Genomic DNA, 18,457 nt, shown 5'->3' on the forward strand with positions numbered 1-18,457 from the left:
GAGGGCAAGCTAGGGGTGGCGAATGACGGTTCTGTGACAGGCTTGGCTGGCGAGTGCTGTAAACCGGGGTTTTGCCGGGGATCGAGGGGCTGATTGAGCTGATTTGACCTGTGTTCGTGAACACCGGTGACCGGCGAGAGTACGTCTGCATGTGCCACGCGCGCTGACCGACCGCGCCGACGACGAAATTCGCCATGGCACGGTGAGCCGATTTGACCTCCCTGCCCTGTCATCCAACCGTCACATCGATCTGCTGTGCTGGCGCGCATCGTTTGTTCGCCCAAGGATCACGGCCATGTTTTCAGTGCTCAAACCCCATCGTTGGAAACTCATGCTGTTGCTGCTGGCGGCCAACCTGGGCCTGCTGCTGCACCTGGCCTGCGGCGAATTGAAAAGTGTCGAGGAATGGGTCTGGCTGGACATCGTCGGCGAAGGCGGCTCGGCGTTGCTGGCCCTGGTCTGGCTGGGGCTGGTGCTGAAAAGCCGACCGGCCGGACGGGTCACCAACTACCTGGCGCTGGGCCTGAGTTGCATCTTTTTCTCCTGGTGGATCGACAGCCTCGACGAGTTTATCCGCCTGCCCGACAGCATCACCTGGGACCACTGGCTGGAGTCCGGACCGATGCCAGTGGGCATGGTCCTGCTGACCCTGGGCATCTATCACTGGCACCGCGAACAACTGGCGATCAGCGCGCAGATGGAGAAACGCGAGCGGCTGTTTCGCGAGCACCGGCTGTTCGACAAGCTGACCCCGCTGGGGGGCGCCGACTACCTCAAGCGCCAGTTGACCAGCAGCCTGGAAGAAAGCCTCGCCCAGCAGCAACCGCTGTCACTGATGGTGCTGGACCTGGACCACTTCGCCGCGATCAATCAGGCCTATGGGCATGCCGAAGGCGATGCGGTGTTGCAGGCCCTGAGTCACTTGCTGCTGCTCAACCTGAGGCGCCAGGACCTGCTCTGCCGCCTCGCCGGTGACCGTTTCGTGGTGCTGCTGCCCAACACCGGCGAGAGCCAGGCGCGCCTGCTGGCGCTGGAGTTGCAGCAAGCGGTCCAGGGCTTGGCGCACAAGACCCGGCAACACGGCGAGCGCCTGCACCTGGCGGCGAGCACGGCAGTGGTGATGGCCATGGATGAGTCGCCGGAACAGCTGCTCAAGCGCCTTAACCTGGCCCTGGCCCGGGCCAAGCAACCGCTGGCCAAGTCTGCCTGAGGCCGCCCCATGACAGTAAAAACACGTTGGTACGAAACCGACAGCCGCTTCATCCCCGGGCACTACCAGCCGGCAACCCTGATCGACCTCGCACTGTCGCGGGACATCGACAGCCATCGCCTGCTGCGCGGCACCGGGCTGTTCCACGAAGACATCCTCGCCGGGCAGACACGCCTGAGTCCCCAGCAATTTCTCTCGTTGATCGGCAACAGCCGGCGCCTGCTCGGTGCCGACGACAGCAGCTTCCTGTTTGGCCAGCGCCTGCTGCCCGGGCATTACGGCCCCGCCAGCCATGCCTTGCGCCATGCGCAGAACCTGCATCAGGCACTCGACACGATGGTCCAGCAACAGGCCCTGCTCAGCCCGCTGGCAGCCCCGCAGTTGTTGCTCGACGAGCACCACGCCTACCTCTACTGGCAGGACACCTGCGGCGCCGCCGAGCAATGGCGTTTCCTGCTGGAAGCGAGCATGACCTCGCTGGTCGCCATGAGTCAGTGGCTGAGCGGCCAGCGCCTGCCCTGGGAATGCAGCCTGAGCTTTGCCGAGCCGCGCTATGTCGAGCAGTACTGGGTGCATCTGGGGGAGCAGACGCAATTCCAGCGGCCGCTGGACATGATGCGCATCCCCCGCGAATACCTGGCGCAACCCTGGCCCGGTGCATCGGCCACCGCCGGCCAGGTCGCGCGCCAGCAAGCCCAGCAGCAGATCGAGCAACTGGGCTTTGCCGCCAGTTTTCTCGGTTGCCTCTACCGCTACCTGCAAACCCACGTCCGCCAGGCCCCCAGCCTCGAACAAGCGGCCCAGGCCTTTGCCATGAGCCCAGCGACCCTCAAGCGCAAACTGCACAAGCACGACACGGGCTTTCAGCAGCAGGTGGACCTGGTGCGCAAACATGTGGCGCTCTATCTGTATCAGGTCAAGGGCCTGAACAACGACGAAGTGGCGGCCTACCTGAGCTTCAACGATGCGGCGAATTTTCGGCGTTCGTTCAAGCGCTGGACCGGCAGCACACCGAATCTGATTCGCCAGCTATTCAGTGGCGGTTGATACCTCTGCCTTCGTGGTGCCCTGGGTGATGCTGCGGGCATGTCGCTTGGCCGGAAGGCTGCCGCTCCCCCAAATACCCAAACACCCCCCGCAACGCCTCCTCCGGCGCCCTCGGTGCAAAACCCAATTCATCGCGGGCCTTGTCAATCCGATACTCCTGCGCGACCCCATGAAACATCCGCACCTGACTGCGTACCATCTGCGCCGGCCGCCCACTCACCCGCGCCCACCCCTCCTGCGCCAAGGCCACCGCCCACAACAACCACCGGGGTGCTGGCGGCGGCAAACGATAACCAGGGACCACCGCGTTCGCCGCGTCGATAATCTGCGCCAGCGACGAACTGCGCTCATTGGCCAGAATATAACGCTGCCCGGATCGGCCTTTCTGCGCCGCGAGAATCATGCCCTCAGCCACATCGCGCACATCCACAAAATTGAAATGAAAGCCCGGATCCAGCGGCACCTGGCGCCGCCGAATCGACTCGATAAAACCCATGCTGTCGGTCAGGCGCGCGGCGTTCGGTCCAATCATCGCCGAAGGCAACACCACCACCATCGACAAATCCAAAGCCCGAGCCATCTCCCAGGCGGCGCGTTCGGCGAGAATCTTCGAGCGGTAATAGGCATTCTCCTGCTCGTCGTTCCAGTGCTGCTCATCGAGCGGCTGACCGTTGTGCCCTACCGCCGCCACGGAACTGACATACACCACCCGCCGAACCCCGGCGCGCGCCGCTGCCCGCAGCACTCGACGGGTGCCCTGGACATTCGGCTGGATGATCTCGGCCTGCGGATTTTTCGCCCAATGCCGAAACACCGCCGCCACCTGATACAACACATCGACCCCAAGCAGCGCGTCGAACAAGGTGCCTTCATCGAGCAACTCAACGTACACCCGCTCGCAGTCCAGCCCGTCCAACGCCGGCGCATGGGCCACATCACGAACGCCGGCGCGCACCCGATACCCCTGGGCCAACAACGCCCTGACCAGGGTACTACCCAAGTGCCCATTGGCCCCCGTCACCAGACATAATCGACTCATGACACCTCGCAGAAAACGCTATCCGTGTTAGTGCGCCGAGGTTAAACCCGGCCCCACGGGGGAGAGTCAAGGTCGCGTCGAGATGCCGATCGAAAGCGTTTTTGACGACTGTGCTTGAACAACGAGCGCAAAAATGAAAAAACCGACGCCCTGTTACCGGTGTCGGTTTTTTTTCAAGCATGGATCAGCCATCACCCTCAGTCGTGATGCACCCGCGCGCGCTTGAGCAGTTTCTTGCAGCGCTCCGAAAGGTGCAGTACCCGCAGGTGTTTGCCGGCCTTGCTGTAGCGTTCACGCAGGGTATCGAGGGCGGCGATGGCCGAGTAATCGACGAAGCTCAGGTGACGACAGTCGAGGGTCACCTGGGCCGGGTCGCCAGCGGTGTCGAACTGGTTGAGAAAGGCCGTGGTCGAGGCAAAGAACAGCGTGCCGTGGGCGCGGTAGAGTTTGCTGCCGTCGGCCTCCATATGCCCGTCGGCGTACAGTTGCCGGGCCTGCTGCCAGGCGAAGTTGAGCGCGGCAATGATCACCCCACAGAGCACCGCGACGGCGAGGTCGGTGAACACCGTGACCAGGGTCACCGCAATAATCACCAACACATCGTTCAGCGGCACCTTGTTCAGCACCCGCAGTGAGGCCCAGGCGAATGTCTGCTGCGACACCACGAACATTACCCCGACCAGCGCCGCCAGCGGGATACGCTCGATCAGCGGCGAGAGGAACAGCACAAACAGCAGGACCATTACTCCAGCGACCACGCCACTGAGCCGACCACGGCCACCGGAGCTGAGGTTGATCACGGTCTGGCCGATCATCGCGCAACCGCCCATCCCACCAAAGGCCCCGGAGACCATATTGGCTGCGCCCAGCGCCACGCACTCACGGTCGGGGAAGCCACGGCTCTCGGTGATTTCGTCGGTCAGGTTGAGGGTCAGCAGGGTTTCCAGCAAGCCCACCATCGCCATCACCAAGGCATAAGGCGCGATGATCTGCAGGGTTTCCAGGGTCCACGGCAGGTCGGGCCAGGCCAGGGTCGGCAAGCCGCCGGCGATGTGCGCCATGTCCCCCAGGGTGCGGGTCGGCAGGCCCAGCAGGTACACGCCCAGGCCAACGCCGAGGATCGCCACCAGCGCCGGCGGCACGGCGCGGGTCAGGCGCGGCAACACGTAGACAATCGCCATGGTCAGCGCCACCAGGCCGATCATCATGTACAACGGCTTGCCGCTGAGCCACGCCTCGCCATCCTTGAAATGCTCCAGTTGTGCCAGGGCAATGACGATCGCCAGACCATTGACGAAGCCGAGCATCACCGGATGCGGCACCATGCGCACCAGTTTGCCCAGGCGCAGCAAGCCGAAGATCATCATGATCAGCCCGCCCAGCAGCACCGTGGCCAGCAAATACTGCACACCGTGCTGCACCACCAGCGCCACGATCACCACCGCCATCGAACCGGCGGCGCCGGACACCATGCCCGGTCGACCGCCGAACAGAGCAGTCAGGGTACAGATGATGAAGGCGCCGTAGAGTCCCATCAGCGGATTGAGGTGGGCCACCAGGGCGAAGGCGATGCACTCGGGCATCAGGGCAAAAGACGTGGTGAGTCCGGCCAGGACATCGGCGCGCAGACGATTGAGTTTCATGGCTTACCTGAAATGAAGGACCGGCGAATGCGGTCACGGGCGATGCGACAAAAATAGGCGGCGAATGTTACGCAATTGCCGTGCGCCGGGCCAGTCGCACGGGTGAATCACCGCCTTTGGAACGAGCCTGCTCGCGATGAGGCCTGCACATCCAACATCTTCGCTGACGGTGACACCGCTATCGCGAGCGGGCTCGCTCCAAGGTTTGTGTCGGGCTCAATGGGCAACTCGGCGATATTTTGTAACAACTGTCGGCGGCGCCTGGCATCCTGCGTGCTACACCTTTGTGAGCCTCTCTCCCCTCGAGTCGACTGCTCATGACCGCCACGCCCCTGCTCACCGCATTCCTGCCCATTGCCCTGGGCATCATCATGCTCGGTTTGGGCCTGTCGTTGACCCTGGCCGACTTTGCGCGGGTGGTGAAGTATCCCAAGCCGGTGCTGATCGGGCTGGTCTGCCAGTTGCTGGTGCTGCCGTTCTTCTGTTTCCTGATCGCCAAGGGCTTCCAGCTCGAACCGGTGCTGGCGGTCGGCCTGATGTTGCTGGCCGCCTCCCCCGGCGGCACCACGGCCAACCTGTACAGCCACCTGGCCCACGGCGACGTGGCGTTGAATGTGACGCTGACGGCGGTCAACTCGATGATCGCGATCCTCAGCATGCCGTTGCTGGTGAACCTGTCGTTGCTGTACTTCATGTCCGCCGACCAGGCCATTCCCCTGCAATTTGCCAAGGTGCTGCAGGTGTTCGCCATTGTTCTGATACCGGTGGCCCTGGGCATGCTGGTGCGTCACCTGGCGCCAGCCTTCGCCGCACGCATGGAAAAACCGATGAAGATCGTCTCGGCGCTGTTCCTGGTGGCCACCGTGACTGTGGCTTTCATCAAGGACTGGCAGACCGTGGTCGAGTACGCCCCCGTCGTCGGCCTGGCTGCGCTGCTGTTCAATCTGCTGAGCCTGGCCGTCGGTTATGGCGTCCCGAGGCTGTTGCGCCTGCCCCGGCGCCAGGCGGTGGCGATCGGTATGGAGATTGGCATCCACAACGGCACCCTGGCGATCGCCCTGGCCCTAAGCCCGAGCCTGCTGAACAACTCGACCATGGCCATTCCGGCGGCCATCTACAGCCTGATCATGTTTTTCACCGCCGCCGGCTTCGGCTGGTGGGTCAACCGCGTGCATGGGCAACAACTGCGCCGTGAGGAACGGGAACTGGCGAGCTAAACCCGCCTCTACGTCTGCTGCACCACGCTGCGATTGCGGCCCTGCTGCTTGGCCTGGTACATCAACTCGTCCGCCTGCTTCAGCGCCTCGGCTATTGTGCCGCCATTGCCAGGCCATACCGCGACGCCGAGGGAAATGGTCAGATGCCCCACCGTCTCGATCGGCGTCTGCGCCACTGACAGCCGCAGGCGCTCCGCGACCTCCCTTGCCACGCTCAAAGGCGCCCCGGGCAACAACAATAGAAACTCTTCACCACCGACTCGACAGGCCAGGTCGACCTCTCGCGAACAGCCCTTCATCAACTGCGCCACCACGCTCAAGGCCACATCGCCGACGTCGTGGCCATAGGTGTCATTGACCTGCTTGAAGTGGTCGATATCCAGTGCAATCACTGAAAAAGACTGCCGGGTGGACTCCAGCGTCTCCAGTGCCTGATCCATCGCTCGCCGATTCAGCAACCCGGTCAAGGGATCGGTCTGCGCCTGGCGACTCAGGCCACCAAGCTTTTCCTGGACCAGGCCAAAACCCTTGAGCAGCGCCTGCTTGATCAATTGCGCCTCTACGTACCAGGCGCGCACCGCGTTGATTCGCTCAGCGGTGTGCGGCGCATCCATTTGCCCGGCGCTCTCGGCCAGTTGCTTGAGGGGACGAGTAATAAATGTCGCAACCCACCAGATGCCAAGAAAGCCGATCAGGCTCAGGGGGGCGACCCCCAGCAGCATCTGGCTCATCAACTGATCGAGGGCCGCCAGCGTCTGTGCTTTCGGTCGCTGGGAAATCACGCCCCAGTTGGCCATCGGCACGCTGGCGTAACCGGCGAGCATCTCCACGCCCTGGGAATTGAGCGCGTCCATGGCCCCGCTCTGACCCTGAATCACCGCGTCGACCACCGGATTCATGCCGATCACTTCACCAACCCGATGCATATCGGGGTGGTAGATCAATCGCCGCGAGCTATCCACCACATAGGCCTGGGTCGACTCGCGATAGAAGTGGTTGCTGATCAGGGTGTGCAGCACCCCGGCCTTGCGCAGATCGATGGCGCCGCCGACAAAGCCCAGGTAACGCCCATAGGGGTCGAGCACCGGCTGGGAAATGAACACCACCAACTCTCCCGCAGACGAATGATAAGCACGGCTGACCAGCGGCCGGCGCTCATGCAGGGCGCGACGGACGCCCTCGATGTTGAGGGTGGTGTGTTCCAGTTGCAGGCTGTCCGGCGCGGCGCGCAGCACCATGGCGCTGGTGTTGACCACGGCGATGTTGGTGAAACCGGCGTCCTGTTCGCGCAGGCGACGCACCTCGGCATCCAGCACCGCCGGCTTGTCGAAGTCCCGGCCGAGGATCACCGCGCTGTACGCCAGTTGCTGCTGCGAGGCCTGCAGGTACTCGCCAATACTCGAGGCGACCTTGGCCGCGTAAGCCCGATTGGCCTCCAGCGCGTTCTCCACCAGCACGGTTCGCTGCACCCGGTAGGCGGCGTAGAAACTGTTGATGAGGGTAATCAGCGCCGTCGCCACGGCAAACAGCAGGATCAACCGGCGCAGGTTTATCTTCCCTGAAAGTCTGTCTGGCATACCGCTTACACCACCCCTTCTGAGCCAGGGGCAAGAGCCTGCAATTGACTCGCGAGGTTGAGCAACGGGGTTAGAAGCATAAGCAGACGCCTGTTCATGAGTGAGCGGATTCGACGCTGGTGATTGTAGCCAACCGCGCGCCAGCCGATGACCAACATTCTCACGCTTGCCGGGATTGATATGCCATGGATACAATTGCTAATAATTCTCACTAACAAAAAACCCGACGTGATGAGCGAACTCCAAGCGGCCATGCACCAGCAGCACCTACGCAGTGTCGAAGCCCTCTACGTCGGCCATCAAGGCTGGCTGTACGCCTGGCTGCAACGCAAGCTGGGCAACCGGGTGGACGCCGCGGACCTGATGCACGACACCTTCACCCGGGTGCTGGCGGCCAAGGCGCTTCCCGACCTGGCCGAACCCCGGGCGTACCTGACCTGCGTGGCCAAGGGCATCATGATCAATTGGTATCAGCGCCAGGCGCTGGAACGCGCCTACCTGGCGGCGCTCGCGCAAGTGCCCGAGGCCCTGGTGCCCTCGCCGGAGCAGCGTTACCTGATCCTCGAAACCCTGCATGAAGTCGATGCCCTGCTCAACACCTTGCCGCCGCTGGTCAAGCGCGCGTTCCTGCTGTCGCAGATCAGCGGGATGAAATATGACGATATCGCGCTGCAACTGGAGCTGTCCCTGACCACGGTCAAGCGCTACATCAAGCAGGCCTTTGTGCAATGCCTGCAGTTGATGCCGGAATGAGTGGCCCAGCGCAGATCGATCCGCTGATCCTCGACGAAGCCGCCGAGTGGCTGATGCGCCTGGGCGAAGGCAACCTCAGCAGCGAGGAACTGCGCCAGTGGCAGCAATGGCGCACCAGCAGCCTCGAGTGTGAGCGCGCCTGGCGCCGTGCCGAACGTCTGCTTGGCAGTCTCGGCGGCTTGCCCGTGGACCTGGCGCTGTCGAGCCTCGATCGCCCGGCCAGCCCGCAACGCCGCGCCATGCTCGCCCGTCTCGCAGCGCTGCTGGCGCTGGCGCCGGCCAGTTGGCTGGGCTGGCAATTGAACGAACGCCAGGGCTGGAGCGCCGATTTCCATTCGCCGATTGGCCAGCGCCGGCAACTGACCCTGCTCGATGGCAGCCAGGTCACCCTCAACACCGACACTTCGATCGATGTCGCCTTCGATGGCCAGCAGCGCCTGGTACGGCTGCTCAGGGGGGAAATCCTGCTGCGCAACGCCGCCGATATCCAGGTGCCCGCCCGGCCCTTGCGGGTCAGCACCGCCCAGGGACGATTGCAGGCGTTGGGCACGGTCTTTAGCGTGCGCGAGGATGCTGGCATGACCCGTCTGGCGGTCCTTGAAGGGCGCGTGCAGATCGAATTGTCCGGGCGTGTGCAAGTGACGCCAAGTGTGGTCATGGCTGGTCAGCAATGCGCGTTTTCCGCCAGCGCAATCGGCGCCCTGGGCACCACCGACAGCAGCCGCATCGCCTGGACCGAGGGCATGCTGGTGGCTGACCGTATGCCCATGGGCGAATTCGCCGCCGAGTTGGCGCGCTATCGACCGGGCATCGTCCGCTGCGATCCGGCCGTTGCTCAAGTGCGGGTGTCCGGGGCGTTTCCGCTGGACGACAGCCAGCGTGCGCTGAACATGCTCGGCCAGACCTACCCTGTACAAGTCACCTCAAGGCTGGGTGGTTACTGGGTGACGATCGCGCCTGTTTGACGCGAGCAAAAAATATTTTCGCATTTGCCTGACACTTTTTTTGCGCTCGGCTGGCAAGGGAATAACACCCCTTCTCCCTTGCCCACAGGATCACTTCTCGATGCCCGTTGTCCCCGCAACTACTCCGCCCTTTCGTCGCACCGCTTACGCACTGTTTGGCCTGTTGATCAGCGGCGCCTGCGCCCAGGCCTGGGCGGCACAGCCGCAGGCGCTGAGCAGCAGCCAACAACGCAGCTACCAGATCCCGGCCGGTAACCTCGGGCAGACACTCTCGCGCTTCGCCGCCGAAAGCCATATCGCCCTGTCCTTCGACCCGAGCCTCACCGACGGCCAGCAAAGCCCGGGACTGAGCGGCAGCTACTCGCCGCTTGAAGCCCTGACCCGCCTGCTCAGCGGCACCGGGCTGGACCTGCAGCAGCGCGCCGACGCCAGCTACACCCTGGTGCGCTCGGCCAACGCCGATGCCCTGCAACTGGCGCCGACCGCCATCACCGGCCAGGGCCTGGGCGTGACCACCGAGGGCACGCGTTCCTACACCACCGATGAAGTGAGCATCGGCAAGGGCAACATCAAGCTCAAGGACATCCCGCAGTCGGTGTCGGTGGTCACGCGCCAGCGCATGGATGACCAGAACATGAACAGCCTGCAGGACGCCATGCGCCAGGTCACCGGGGTGACGATCAAGACCTACAACTCCGGGTCCAGCCTGAATGACGTCTACATGCGCGGTTTCCTGGTCGACCAGGTGCAGGTCGACGGCGTCTCGCAACCCACCGGCCAGGGCGACATGGCCACCAGCTTCGACCTGGCGATGTACGACCGCATCGAGGTGCTGCGCGGCCCATCAGGCCTGTACCAGGGAGCCGGCGAACCGGGCGGCACGATCAACGTGGTGCGCAAGCGCGCTTTGAGCAAATTTGCCCTCGGCGGCGAACTGGCCGCCGGTTCCTACGATCACTACCGCTCCTCGGTGGACGTCACCGGCCCATTGAACGACCAGGGCAACGTGCGTGGGCGCTTCATCACCGCCTACGAGAACAACAAATCCTTCGTCGACTATGCGCAGAACGAACGGCCGATGGCTTACGGGCGCCTGGAGTTCGACCTCGATCCGGCCACCACCCTATCGGTCGGCGGCGCCTATCAGCAAAACCACTCGACCCCGGCCTTCGGCTTGCCGGCCTACGCCAACGGCAACCTGCTCGACGTGCCGCGCTCGACCTTCGTCGATGCCAAGTGGAACGAACTCAACGAAAAAGTCTGGGAAACCTTCGCCGAAGTCGACCACGCCCTGGACAACGGCGGCCAGTTCAAGACCACCCTCACCTACCGCGACGCCGAGACCCCGCAGCGCAACTTCACCTGGGCTGACGGTGCGGTCGAAGAGAACGGCGACAGCTGGGCGGTGGCGTACAACTACTACACCCACATCAAGACCATTGGCGTCGACAGCTTCGTCACCACCCCCTTCGAAGCCATGGACCGCAGCCACGAACTCACCGTCGGTGCCGAATACCAGCACCTGGACAAGGACTTCACCTACGGCGGCGGCGACTACTTCCCGATCAACGTGTTCGATCCGGGCAGCATCGATATCCCCAAGCAGAATTACGAACAGAACAACGGCAACTGGTCCAAGTCCGATCAATACGGGATCTACACCCGCGCCAAGTTCAACGTCACCGACTGGCTGGACGTGATCGGCGGCAGCCGGGTGACCTGGTACGAGAGCGACGCGAAAAAGGCCAACCCGTTCTTCAACGACTTCGGCGAGGCCCACACCAGCATCAACCGCAAGGTCGTGCCGTACGGCGCGCTGATCGCCAAACTGACGCCTGAGCTGTCGGCCTATGCCAGCTACACCGGGGTGTTCAAACCGCAGAGCGAGATTGGTTCGGACAATGAGCCGATCGGTCCGCGCAAGGGCAAGCAGTATGAAATCGGCCTCAAGCGCGAGTTCTTCGACGGGCGCCTGAATGCCAGCGTCGCGTTGTTCCGCATCTACGATGAAAACCGTGCCGAGTACAACAACAGCACCGCCTCCTACATGGCGCAAGGCAAGGCCCGCAGCGAAGGCTGGGAAACCGAGTTGAGCGGCAACCTGAGCGACAACTGGAGCATCGTCACCGGCTACGCCTACACCGCCACCAAGATGCTCAAGGCCGATGACGGCACCGAAGGGCAGACCTTCAGCACCATCACCCCACGGCACAACTTCAACCTGTGGACCCGGTACGACTTCACCGATGGCCCGCTCAAGGACTTCAACGTCGGCGGTGGTGTACGGGTGGTCAGCGATACCTACTACCAGCGCGAAGTGCGCTTCGAACAAGGCGGCTTCGCCGTCGCCACGGCCCAGGTCGGCTACCGCTTCAACGAAAACCTGTCCTCGACCCTGACCGCCAACAACCTGTTCGACCGCAAGTACTACGACCGGGTGGATGCGTCCTGGGGCACCAACTTCTACGGCGACCCGCGCAACCTGACCCTGACCTTGCGCGCGCAATACTGACCCACACCGCATCAACTTCATCGCCAGCAGGCTGGCTCCTACAGGGATTTGCATGCATCACAGCATGTGTGATCGCCACCAATCCATTGTAGGAGCGAGCCTGCTCGCGATGGGGCCAGCAGCAACACCGCATCAAGCGGACCCGCTCCTGTATGATGCGCGCCCTCTCGCAAAAGGACTGCACCCATGACCCCTCCCCGCATCCGCGCGCTCGCGCTGTGTGTGTTCCATTACCAGGGCAGGATCCTGGTCAACCGCTTTGACGACCCGGTCACCGGGCGCTGCATGTACCGGCCGCTGGGTGGCGGGATCGAGTTTGGCGAGACCAGCGCCCAGGCCATCGTCCGCGAGATCCACGAGGAACTGGACCTGCCCATCGACCACCTGCGCCTGCTGGGCACCCTCGAGAGCCTGTTCGTCTACAACGACAAACCCGGCCACGAAATTGTCATGGTCTACGATGGCCAATTCACCGACCCAACCCGCTACGAACAGCCGCACCTCGACGGCCACGAAAGCAACGGCGCACCGTTCCGCGCCACCTGGCAGGGCAGCGCGAGTTTTACCGACGAATCGCCGCTGGTGCCCCTGGGTCTGCAAGCACTGCTCAAGGACACCGGGTTGCTGGACTGAGCCCGGCCTCAGGCGTCCTGCAGGATCAGGTCCGCACCCTTCTCGGCCACCATCAACACCGCTGCGTGGGTGTTGCCGGAGGTCACGTTGGGGAAAATCGACGCATCGACGATCCGCAAGCCGCTGAGGCCGTGGACCTTCAAGCGCTTGTCCACCACCGACACCTGATCATCCGCCCCCATCGCGCAGGAGCCGCACAGGTGATAGATCGAGCCGCAGTTGTCGCGGAAGTACTGGAGCATCTGTTCATCGCTTTCGATCGCCGGACCAGGCAACACTTCTTCAACGGTGATGCCCTTGAGCGCCGGCGCCCCCATGATCTTGCGCATCAGCCGGCTACCTTGGATCACTTCGTCGATGTCTTTCTGCGTGCTCAGGTAATTGGGGTCGATCAGCGCGGCATCCCGCGGATTTTTCGAGGCAATTTCAATCCGTCCGCGACTGGTTGGCCGGCACGGATTGAAGCACAGCAGGAAGCCTGAATAAGGCTCGGGCTTGAGGCTGGCCTTGTTGTTTTTGGGGATCTGGTACGACAACGGGTTGAAGTACAGTTGCAGGTTGGGATTGGCCTGCCGCCCATTGCCACGGAAAAAACCGCCGGCCTGATTGACGCTCATCGCCAGTGCGCCCTTACGGGTGAACAGGTACTTGAGGCCCAGCTTGAACTGGCCAAACAACGAGCTCAATTGATCGTTCAAGGTCGGGATATTGGCCTTGTAGTAGTAGCTGGCGCACAAGTGGTCCTGCAGATTCTGCCCCACCGCCGGCAGGTGCTTGACCAGCGGAATCTGGTGCTTGGCAAGTAATGCCTGATCGGCAACACCGGACAATTGCAGGATCTTCGGCGTGTCTACCGCGCCGGCACACAGGATGACTTCCTTGCTCGCGGTAAAGGTTCGCGTCACGCCGTGCTGGGTCACGCTGATGCCCGTCGCCCGCTCACCCTCGAACAGCACCCGATCCACCAGGGCGTAATGCTCGACCGTCAGGTTTGGCCGACTCAGGGCCGGGTGCAGGTGGGCGAAACTGCTGGAGCAGCGCTGGCCGTTTCGGGTGTTGACGTCGTAGATCCCCGAGCCTTCGAAGGACGGACCGTTGAAGTCGTCGCTGCGCGGGTAACCGAGTTCATCGCAGCCCTTGAGGAACACATCGCAGATCGGATGGGTCTGGCCCTTCATCGGCGTGATGGTGATCGGTCCGCTGGCGCCATGGTATTGGGACTCGCCCTGCGGATGGTTTTCCAGTTTGCGGAAGTACGGCAGCACGTCCTTGAAACCCCAGCCGTCGTTGCCGTTGGCCGCCCAGTCGTCAAAATCATGGGCCTGCCCACGGACGTAGATCATCGCGTTGATCGAGCCAGAGCCGCCCTGAACCTTGCCCCGTGGCGCGTAGATTTCACGGTTGCCGAGCTGTTTTTGCGGCTGGCTGTAGTACATCCAGTTGAAGGTCGGGTTGTAGTACATCTTGGCAAAGCCGACCGGGATCTTGAACCACAGGGAACTGTCCTTGCCGCCCGCTTCCAGCAGCAACACCGAGTGTTTGCCCGAGGCCGAGAGACGGTTGGCCAGGACGCAACCTGCGGCGCCTGCGCCAGCGATGATGTAGTCGTAATTCATTTCACGGTTACCGCGTAAGTCGTTGTACAAAAATCACCCACCCCTTGTAGGAGCGAGCCTGCTCGCGAAGGCGCCCGATCAGCCGACATCAATGCTGAATGTCAGGCCCTCATCGCGAGCAGGCTCGCTCCTACAGGGGAAATGCACCGTTACCGTCAGCCCCGCGCCGGTGCCGTGTCTTTGACGTCCGCCGGAGTCGGCGCCATTTGCAGGTGCAGGCGCTCGCCGGTGTACGGCGAATGCTTGCGCACCACGTCCATGTTCAGCTCCACACCCAGGCCCGGCTCAGTGGACGGGATGATGTAGCCGTCCTCCCACTGCAACGGCTTGGTCAACACTTCGGCATGGAAGCCGCCCCAGGTCATGATGCTTTCCTGGATCAGGAAGTTCGGTGTGCAAGTCGCCAGTTGGAAGCTTGCCGCCGCGCCAATCGGCCCGTTGTACAGATGGGGGGCGATTTGCGCGTAGTAGGCCTCGGCCATGCTCGCGATTTTCTTCGCTTCCAGCAGGCCGCCGCAGCGCGCGACGTTCATCTGCAGGATCGACGCACCGCCGGCCTGCAGCAGCTTGAAGAATTCATACTTGGTGGTCAGGCGCTCGCCCGTGGCAATCGGGATGCTGGTCTTGGCCGCGACTTGCGCCATGGCGTCTTCCTGGCCCGGTGGCACCGGTTCTTCGAACCACAGCGGGTCGTATTTCTCCAGGCGTTTGGCCAGGCGGATCGCCGAGGACGGCACCATCTGCCCGTGAGTGCCGAACAGCAGGTCGCACTTGTCGCCCACCGCTTCGCGGATCTTGCGGCAAAAGGTCTCGCAGCGTTCCAGCACTTGCAGCGAGATCTGATGCCCGGAGTACGCGGTGTACGGCCCGGCCGGGTCGAATTTGACGGCGGTGAAGCCCTTGTTCATGTTCTCGATGGCGCACTCGGCGGCTAGGTCAGGGTCGTCGTAGTCGTACTCGCCCTTGCTGTTGACCGGGTACAGGTAGGTGTAGGAGCGCAGGCGCTCATTGACCTTGCCGCCGAGCAATTCGTAGACCGGCTTGTTCGCGGCCTTGCCGATGATGTCCCAGCAAGCCATTTCCAGGCCGCTGACCACACCCATCATGGTCAGGTCCGGACGCTGGGTGAAACCGCTCGAATAGGCCTGGCGGAAGAAACGCTCGATGTGGTGCGGGTCCTGGTTCAGCAGGTAGCGTTCGAACACGTCTTCGATGACCGGAAGCATGGCCTTGGGGCCAAAGGTCGCGGCGTAGATTTCACCCACGCCTTCGATGCCGCAGTCGGTCTTGAGCTTGACGAACAACCAGTACATACCGCCGACATGGGGTGGCGGAACGGCAACGATATGGGTTTCAAGGGCGACGATTTTCATCTCAGGCACCAGTCTTCAAGGATTGACGATTGATTCGCTCGCGCAGGGTCAGGGCCGCCAGGGTCCCGAGCAGGCCGACGAAGGCGATGTAGCCGAAATACAGCTTGTAGCCAAAGGCACCCGGGTAATGCTCGGTGAGGTAACCATTGATCAAGGGAATGAAGGCGTCCGGCAGGTAGCCGACCACCGAGACAATGCCGATGGCCAGGCCGGTGATGCGCAGCGGAATGTTGCAGGTGTCGAGGATTGCCCAGTACAGGCCACGAATGGCGTAGGTCATCAGGCCGATGAAGATCACCGTACCGATCAACAAACCCAGGCTGTTGAGCGCCGGAAAGACGATCAGACCGACCATCGACAGGGTCGCCAGCAACAGCGCAACGGTCAGCACCGAGATATTCGAGAAGCGGTCACCCAACCAGCCGCCGCCGATGCCGCCGATGGGGCGCATCCACAGCTTGATGGTGGTGATGGTGCCGGCCATGACCGCGGTCATGCCGCTGCCCTGCAGGTAATCGGAGAAGCTGTAGGTGGCCCAGAAGATGTGATACCCGCAGAACACGATGGCCGTAACCAGCCACAGCTCGGGGATTTTCACCAGGATCGCGAGGTCGCCGAGCAGGTTGTACTTGCCCTTCTCGACCGGCGCGGTGTCCTCCATCGACTTCGGGTCCTTGATCAGCACCAGCACGCAACCGATGACGATACAGGTGAAGGCGTACAGGTAGACCACGTGCTTGAAGCCTTCGGCGGCGGACTCGCCACGGGTTTCGGTGGCGAACGCGAACAGGGCCAGGGCAACGGTCGCCAGCAAGGCTTCAACCAGGCCGCGACCACCGTCGAGAATCCCGAAGAAACGACCCTGCTCGGTGTGATGGGCAATCATCTTGACCCGCTTGAGCACCGAGGCCCAGAACGTCAGGCCAGTGGTCAGGCCCCAGCAACCGAAAATGATCATCAGCGAGGTCATGGACGGCGCGGTGGAGTACCACAGGCCCAGGGCGCCGGTGGCGACCAGCGAGAAGAAAATCAGGAAGCGTGGCGCGATGCGGTCCGCCAGCCAGCCGCTGGGCAAATAGCTGAGCAGGAAAATCGTGCCGAGCATCGAGTACAGATAACCCAGCTCGCTGTGGTTGATCTGGAACACCTCGAGCATGGTGGTCTGGTAGACCTGGCGCAGGTACAGAATCGGGTAGATCGCCCCGGCGGCGAGCACCAGCAGCATTAATTGTAGGTAACGACTGCCCTTGTCACCGTGGCTTTTCGTATCCGCATTGGAACCTTGAACAGCGGCAGCAGAGGATGCTTGCTTGGACATGGATATGACCTCGGGGACCCGATGATTCGGGCTCCCCTGATAATTGTTTTTATAAGTGCAGCGTGAGGCGTGTTTCCGGTGAATCAGTACTTCATCACCACCAGACGGGTCTGGGTAAATTCGAGCATGCCGTGCTTGCCGTCATCGCCGCCCAGGCCCGAGCGTTTCCAGCCGGCGTGGAACCCTTGGTAAGGGTCGGCCGGAGTGCGATTGACGTACAGTTCGCCGGCCTCGATGGCGCTGGCGACTTTCATCGTGGTGCGGTAATTCTCGGTGTAGAGCACCGAAGACAGGCCGAACTGGTGGTCGTTGGCCATGGCCAGCGCTTCGTCGATGTCGCGGTACTTGAGCACCGGCAAAACCGGGCCGAAGATTTCTTCCTGGATGATTTCCATGTCCTGGCGGCAGCCGCTGAGCAGGGTCGGCGGGTAGAAATGACCCTTGCCTTGCGGAATAAAACCGCCTGTTTCCAGTACAGCACCGTCGGCAACAGCGCGCTCGACCATGGCATGGATGTTCTGCTGCGAACTGGCGTTGACCAACGGCCCCATCAGGCTGGCATCAGTGGTGCGGTCGCCGAATTTCACCGCAGCGATTTTTGCTTTCAGCAGGCCGAGAAATTTGTCGTAGACGCTTTCCTGCACATAGACCCGCTCCACCGCCGTGCACAACTGGCCGCAGTGGGTGGTCTTGGAGGAGACGATGGCGTTGGCGGCAGCTTCCAGGTCCGCATCGGCTTCAATGATCGCCGGGGTCTTGCCGCCCAGTTCCAGGGACGGCTTGGCGATATTGGCCTTGCAGTAATCGAGCACGATGCGCCCGGCGTTGACGCTGCCAGTCAGGGTGATCAAACCCACGGCGTTGTGGGTGCAGACCGTCGCGGCGGTGCCGTGGTCCATGGTCAGGATATTCACCACGCCCGCCGGCATGCCCGACTGCTGCACAGCCTTGGCGATTTCGAATGCCGACGTCGGGGTGTTGTTGCTCGGACGCACCACCACGGTGTTGCCGGCAATCAGCGCCGGGGCGATTTTGCGCAGCAGGGTGTAAACCGGGTAGTTGAACGGGATCAGGCAGGCGACCACACCAATCGGTTCGCGGTGCAGAAACAGGCTTTCATTCGGCGAATCGCTGGGAATGATCTCGCCTTCGATGCGGCGCGCCCATTCAGCGTGATAACGGGTGATTTGCGCGGCGTAGCGCGCCTCGTTGCTGGCGTCCTCGACGCTTTTGCCGGACTCTGCCGCCAGCGCCTGGCCAATCGCCTCGGCACGGGATTCCAGGGCCTCGGCAAAAGCACGCAGGTGTTCACCGCGCTCGATGCTGGTGAGCTTGCCCCAGGTCTTCTGTGCAACGGCGGCTGCGTCCACCGCAGCAGTCGCCTCATCGGCGGTGGCGGCACTGACGTGCCCGACCAAGGCTTCGGTCGCCGGGTTAAAGACTGCAATCAGCGCATCGCTGGCAGGATCGACAAATTGACCATTAACAAAATTTCGCTCGAGTCGCATGTGAATCGCCCATCGTTGTTTTTATCCAGTCCGGGCAGTCTTGGCG

14 protein-coding genes are annotated in these 18,457 nt (G+C 62.5%); 7 read left to right on the forward strand and 7 right to left on the reverse strand.

Translation table 11 applies throughout. The features are described from left to right. The first annotated feature begins 295 nt into the window (after positions 1 to 295). Positions 296 to 1,210 (forward strand): GGDEF domain-containing protein, encoded by a 915-nt coding sequence (locus KW062_RS16165; protein WP_105755464.1) that lies wholly within the window; start codon positions 296 to 298, stop codon positions 1,208 to 1,210. Between the two features lie 9 nt (positions 1,211 to 1,219). After that, on the forward strand, positions 1,220 to 2,257 hold the full coding sequence (locus KW062_RS16170) for an AraC family transcriptional regulator (protein ID WP_027618283.1): 1,038 nt from the start codon (positions 1,220 to 1,222) through the stop codon (positions 2,255 to 2,257). Here KW062_RS16170 and KW062_RS16175 read toward each other — a convergent pair. Both KW062_RS16175 and KW062_RS16180 read right to left on the reverse strand, forming a co-directional pair. Continuing rightward, positions 2,244 to 3,296, reverse strand: a complete 1,053-nt coding sequence (locus KW062_RS16175) for an NAD-dependent epimerase/dehydratase family protein (protein ID WP_051550503.1) — start codon at positions 3,294 to 3,296, stop codon at positions 2,244 to 2,246. The genes KW062_RS16170 and KW062_RS16175 overlap by 14 nt on opposite strands. A 197-nt stretch (positions 3,297 to 3,493) precedes the next feature. Then, positions 3,494 to 4,939, reverse strand: a complete 1,446-nt coding sequence (locus KW062_RS16180) for a SulP family inorganic anion transporter (RefSeq protein WP_105755463.1) — start codon at positions 4,937 to 4,939, stop codon at positions 3,494 to 3,496. Between the two features lie 317 nt (positions 4,940 to 5,256). On the opposite strand from KW062_RS16180, the gene KW062_RS16185 reads away from it, so the two are divergent. Then, positions 5,257 to 6,156 (forward strand): bile acid:sodium symporter family protein, encoded by a 900-nt coding sequence (locus KW062_RS16185; RefSeq protein ID WP_027618281.1) that lies wholly within the window; start codon positions 5,257 to 5,259, stop codon positions 6,154 to 6,156. A gap of 8 nt (positions 6,157 to 6,164) precedes the next feature. On the opposite strand, the gene KW062_RS16190 is transcribed toward KW062_RS16185, so the two are convergent. Next, complete coding sequence (locus KW062_RS16190; RefSeq protein WP_105755462.1) at positions 6,165 to 7,733, reverse strand: GGDEF domain-containing protein; 1,569 nt, start codon at positions 7,731 to 7,733, stop codon at positions 6,165 to 6,167. 231 nt (positions 7,734 to 7,964) lie between these two features. Between KW062_RS16190 and KW062_RS16195 the strand changes: the two genes are divergently transcribed. The 4 genes from KW062_RS16195 to KW062_RS16210 all read left to right on the forward strand — a co-directional run bounded on the left by KW062_RS16195 (position 7,965) and on the right by KW062_RS16210 (position 12,596). After that, positions 7,965 to 8,486 (forward strand): sigma-70 family RNA polymerase sigma factor, encoded by a 522-nt coding sequence (locus tag KW062_RS16195; protein WP_105755461.1) that lies wholly within the window; start codon positions 7,965 to 7,967, stop codon positions 8,484 to 8,486. Further along, positions 8,462 to 9,451 carry a FecR domain-containing protein gene (locus tag KW062_RS16200; protein ID WP_256350792.1) on the forward strand — a complete coding sequence of 330 codons (990 nt, stop codon included), beginning with the start codon at positions 8,462 to 8,464 and terminating at the stop codon, positions 9,449 to 9,451. The genes KW062_RS16195 and KW062_RS16200 overlap by 25 nt, the downstream gene beginning before the upstream one ends. Positions 9,452 to 9,551: 100 nt before the next feature. After that, on the forward strand, positions 9,552 to 11,963 hold the full coding sequence (locus tag KW062_RS16205) for a TonB-dependent siderophore receptor (RefSeq protein ID WP_105755459.1): 2,412 nt from the start codon (positions 9,552 to 9,554) through the stop codon (positions 11,961 to 11,963). A 186-nt stretch (positions 11,964 to 12,149) separates the two neighbouring features. Then, positions 12,150 to 12,596, forward strand: coding sequence for an NUDIX hydrolase (locus tag KW062_RS16210; RefSeq protein ID WP_105755458.1), 447 nt, complete (start codon positions 12,150 to 12,152; stop codon positions 12,594 to 12,596). Between the two features lie 8 nt (positions 12,597 to 12,604). On the opposite strand, the gene KW062_RS16215 is transcribed toward KW062_RS16210, so the two are convergent. The 4 genes from KW062_RS16215 to aldA all read right to left on the reverse strand — a co-directional run bounded on the left by KW062_RS16215 (position 12,605) and on the right by aldA (position 18,411). Beyond that, the gene (locus tag KW062_RS16215) at positions 12,605 to 14,212 is read right to left on the reverse strand and encodes a GMC family oxidoreductase (RefSeq protein ID WP_105755457.1); all 1,608 of its coding nucleotides are present in this window, start codon (positions 14,210 to 14,212) and stop codon (positions 12,605 to 12,607) included. Between the two features lie 155 nt (positions 14,213 to 14,367). Then, positions 14,368 to 15,585 (reverse strand): mandelate racemase/muconate lactonizing enzyme family protein, encoded by a 1,218-nt coding sequence (locus tag KW062_RS16220; RefSeq protein WP_105755456.1) that lies wholly within the window; start codon positions 15,583 to 15,585, stop codon positions 14,368 to 14,370. Position 15,586: 1 nt separating this feature from the next. Then, entirely contained in the window at positions 15,587 to 16,903 is a 1,317-nt protein-coding gene (locus KW062_RS16225; protein WP_105755455.1) for an MFS transporter, read from the reverse strand. A gap of 83 nt (positions 16,904 to 16,986) precedes the next feature. Beyond that, positions 16,987 to 18,411, reverse strand: coding sequence for an aldehyde dehydrogenase (aldA, locus tag KW062_RS16230; RefSeq protein ID WP_105755454.1), 1,425 nt, complete (start codon positions 18,409 to 18,411; stop codon positions 16,987 to 16,989). Between the last annotated feature and the right edge of the window lie 46 nt (positions 18,412 to 18,457).

Source organism: Pseudomonas fluorescens (assembly GCF_019212185.1).
In the GTDB taxonomy this organism is placed as follows: Bacteria; Pseudomonadota; Gammaproteobacteria; order Pseudomonadales; family Pseudomonadaceae; genus Aquipseudomonas.